Raw genomic sequence first — 2,365 nt, 5'->3', positions numbered from 1 at the left:
CCGGTTTCTCCAGACTCTCTGGTAAATCTTTTGCAGAGGAAAGCTGATCCCCCTGCCAATTCCTGCTGGCCATGTCTTGGGCAGCCCAGTCCAGTAACTCTGGGGAAAGCGCCCATTTCTCGGTCGGGCTGGGCCAGGGATCCCCTGGCTGCCGCCACCTGGGCTCTTCGGCATAGGTGGCATCCAGATGGAGAACATCTGCCACTGCAATGTAGCCCTGGCTCAAATAGCGCTCCAGCAGCGCCCGACCCGCCGGGTTTTCTGCCAAATTGAGGTAGGCTTTCCGAGCGGCCTCTCCGTGAATCCACAAGTCTCGGACGGTGGCTGCCACGCTGGATCCCCCTGAGCCACGCGGATAGCGAATGTAGTCGAAAAGGATCCCATCTGGCTGTCGCTGTAGAATGCGGCGGACCAACTCGGCAAAATCCCGCCGTGCCAGGGGATGAAAGGGATCCACAAATACCTCGCCAGGACTGCCCAGGTCTTCCGAAAGGGCTGTAGCGGGATCCAAGACAGTGGTGATGCCGCGACCGTTGCGGGCCAGGGCCACCTGTCGATCGGGCCGTTGTCCGTAGCTGTAGCCGAAATTGAGGGAAAACACCCAGGCATAGGCAGATAAGCCGCGGCGTCGTGCCGCCTTCAGAGCCAGATCCAACAAGTCGGCGTTGGGCTGTAAGCTGGGCCAGATCCCCCCTGCGCCATCCGGCAAAATAGAGCGGCCATCGTAAAAGGTCTCGATAAAGACGCGGTTGTAGCCCAGGTTCACTACTTGGTCGAATACCTGATCCAACACGCCCGGATTGGCATCACAAGGGTGCAGACGTACCCAAATGGCCTGGATCTGGGGCCAGCGTTGGCTGCGGCAGGCAATCAAGGCAGCGCCATGTTCGGCCAAAACTTGGGTGTACTCGGCCCAAGCAGCATTCGACTGGGCAGCCTGCTGGCGCAGTTGAGCCTTGCGCGCTACCTCCTCGGGCGGCTGTCGGCAGTAGGCGTCGAGCCGAGCAGCCAAGTGGGATCCCCTCTGTTCCGCACTGTCTACGGAACCAGAGCTGGGGAAAAGGGAATGGCCGGGCCACAAGAACTGAGCCTGGGCCGTGATTCCGGATCCCAGCAATATCAGTGCGCCCAGCACACCCGCAAGCCAGCGGCTCCCTTTGTTTTTCGGCAGTCTCAGCACTCTCAACCTCCACGAGAATGTCTGCGATCGTACTCTTCTCCTGCCCAGAGAGCGGCTATTGAAAAAAAACGGCCGCCCGTGCCCACACCGGCGCAATCCCTTGGCCAATCTCTATAGTTATTTCAATCTAGATTGAGACACCTTCTCAGCGCTCTGCGCCGCTTCTACAGCCACCTCTAATCCCTCTCCATCGGGGAGAGGGGAGTTGGGGAGTAGTGCAACAGAAATGTTTCATTCCTGTTTAGAATGACTAGACCTCCGATCCCAGTGGCAGGGGTTTGCTCTTCGGTTTTGCCCCTTTCGCCACTGTGACCGTTAGCCAGGTTCTCCTAGGGATCTCGCCAAAAGGCATAGATTAGCGCTTATGATTTAGTAGTAAACCTTTAGCTTTTCTTGATTGTCCATGAAGGCCATTACCCTGCATCAACTGCAAATCTTCGAGGTTGCCGCTCGTCACTTGAGCTTTACCCGCGCTGCAGAAGAGCTTTACCTGACCCAGCCCACGATTTCCATGCAGATCAAGCAATTGAGCAAAGCTGTAGGGTTGCCGCTGTTTGAACAGGTGGGCAAGCGGCTGTATCTCACCGAAGCGGGGCAAGCTTTACACCAAACCTGCGAGAAGATTTTTGAACAATTGAATCAATTCGAGATGACCCTTGCCGACCTGAAGGGGTTAAAGCAGGGACGGCTGAGCATTGGAGTGGTCACCACTGCCAAATACTTTATACCCCGTCTGCTGGGGCCATTTTGTCAGCAGTATCCCGGCATTGACGTAGCTCTTAGGGTGCTCAACCGCCAGCAGGTTTTGGAGCGGATGAGCAACAACATGGACGATCTCTACGTGATGGGGATGCCGCCAGAAGATCTGGACGTGGTGGCGCAACCTTTTCTGGAAAATCCCTTGGTGGTGATGGCCCCCATTCATCATCCGCTGGTGGGCCAAAAGCGGATCCCTCTGGCGCGCATTGCCCAAGAACCTTTTTTAGCCCGTGAACCCGGCTCCGGCACCCGCATGGCTGTAGAGCGGCTTTTTGAGAAGCATAACCTGAAACTCAACATCCGCATGGAGATAGGCAGCAGCGAAGCCATTCGCCAGGGCATTGTGGGTGGATTGGGCATTTCGGTTTTGTCTCAGCATGTGTTGGCCTTGGGGGGGTGGCAGCATCATCTGGCTATTTTGGATGT

Annotated in this window: 1 protein-coding gene and 1 pseudogene; one reads left to right on the top strand and one right to left on the bottom strand. The window is 56.7% G+C overall.

Annotated features, from left to right (window positions below):
* Positions 1 to 1,012 (bottom strand): annotated as a pseudogene (locus NW837_RS06960) (hypothetical protein); the annotation flags it as partial.
* A gap of 571 nt (positions 1,013 to 1,583) precedes the next feature.
* Here NW837_RS06960 and NW837_RS06955 point away from each other — a divergent pair.
* On the top strand, positions 1,584 to 2,365 hold a 782-nt coding region (locus NW837_RS06955), incomplete at its 3' end, for a LysR substrate-binding domain-containing protein (protein ID WP_414330159.1).

This window comes from Synechococcus sp. R6-10, assembly GCF_047461815.1.
Classification (GTDB): Bacteria; Cyanobacteriota; Cyanobacteriia; order Thermostichales; family Thermostichaceae; genus Thermostichus.
Note: the sequence above shows the minus strand (reverse complement) of the source record. Positions and strands in the feature narration are given on the sequence as shown.